At 30.9% G+C, this 1,600-nt stretch carries 2 protein-coding genes; both read right to left on the reverse strand.

Going from position 1 to position 1,600, the window contains the following annotated elements; translation table 11 throughout:
- Positions 1–223: 223 nt before the first annotated feature.
- A complete protein-coding gene (locus ACY2RU_RS17495; protein ID WP_490139773.1) occupies positions 224–739 on the reverse strand; it encodes a hypothetical protein in 516 nt (171 codons plus the stop codon).
- Positions 740–956: 217 nt separating this feature from the next.
- The coding region (locus ACY2RU_RS17500; protein ID WP_490139774.1) for a hypothetical protein at positions 957–1,600 on the reverse strand (644 nt) is incomplete at its 5' end.

The following is a 1,600-nucleotide window of genomic DNA, read 5'->3' on the forward strand; positions in this document are numbered from 1 at the left end:
CTAACGTGTTTGTATATGACCAGTGGCGGACCTTGGCAAGCTGTGGCTCAACCAAATTTGCGGAGCAAATGTTGGCAGCGGCGTCGACGCGTGCGACTCGGAAGCCACGGCGAAGCCGTTTACTGATTTATTCGGAAATAAATATACGTTTTTAAATTGTAGGAGTTTTAATTCGTTTAACGAACTCCGCCATTGGCTTTATACGGTGTTGGCTACTGTTTTTTTAGTCATCATAATAATCCCAATTTGGTCCACTGCTATGGGTATAATAGTGTGATGTATTTTTTGTACCCACATAATAGAGAACTTGAAAATCATTAGGACTATGCTCATACTTTCTATAATCGATATGTTCTCTTAATTCAGGATAAACAAATTGATAATCTTCAATATTTTCGGGAAAAGAGCCATTTTCTTGTTTTTTTAAATAAACGAAATTCACAATGTTACCTGCCTCTTCTTTTAATAAAGTCAATTTTTCGGTTAGAATTAACTGATTTGGAATTATAAAAGCTCCAAGACCCAGCAGCAAGATGAGTCCAAAAAAGCGTTTTTTTAAATAGAATAAAATAATTGGAACAATATTGAAATAGGTAATAATGTATAAAATTGCGGACTTTGACCATCCATAATTAGCATATGCCAAATTCGCAGCAAATAATTCCAATCCAACTAAAATTATCGTTAATATCCCGAAGTATAAATTTGGTGATGATAATATGTTTTTTCTATGGTTCATTTAAAATAGTTGCCAACTGTCTTGTGTATGAAACGTAGCGTGCAAAAAGGCACTACTTTTCGGATAAACACAGAGCCGAATTTTTATATTTTGTTTTTACTTTTTTATTTTAAAAGCCAAATTTAAAAATTTGGCGGTCTTTGCAAATAAGTACAAACCTTTTGATTTAGCACTTAATAGCTATGTTTTATACACGTTGTTGGCACACGTATTTTTTTCAGAGTGTATTTCCATATTCAAAAGTCGAAAAGTCTTTATACAATAAAATGTTCTTATTATCATTCCAATAGTTGTCAATTATTTTAAATTCTCCTTTTGGAAAACTAATTAAATCTCCAGCTTTAAGAATTACTTTTCCGCCATATTCACAAACACAAAGTTTTCCTTTTACAGTTGTCGCATAAACAGTCACTTTCTCTTTATGATTATCTTTCCATTTTTTATTTATTACTTGTATTTTCTCTCTATTGTCTTTGACTAATTTTCTTAAATTAGTCAAATATTCGCTATAATTTTTTGGAAATTTAAATTCCGTTCCTGTTGTCATTGTATATGGATATGAAACTTTTCCTAAACAGCAGGATTCCAATTGTTCACTTCCGTAAAATTCGTTTAGAAAAAGAGAATAAATTTTTGGTTCTTTATATTCATCTACTTTTTCATATTTTTCTAATTCCGCAATCCAATAATAAGTATAAACATGGTTCTTATGTTGACCTTTGTTTTTACTCATTTCAAAAGTCAGAATTACGAACTCTTTTTCAGTCAGATTTTGAGTGAATCCGCTGAATGAAATTAGAAGTAGAAATATTATAATTATCGTGTTTTTCAATTTGAAAACGGTTTTTTTATATGTGTGCC

The organism is Ulvibacter sp. 2305UL32-6 (assembly GCF_058148545.1).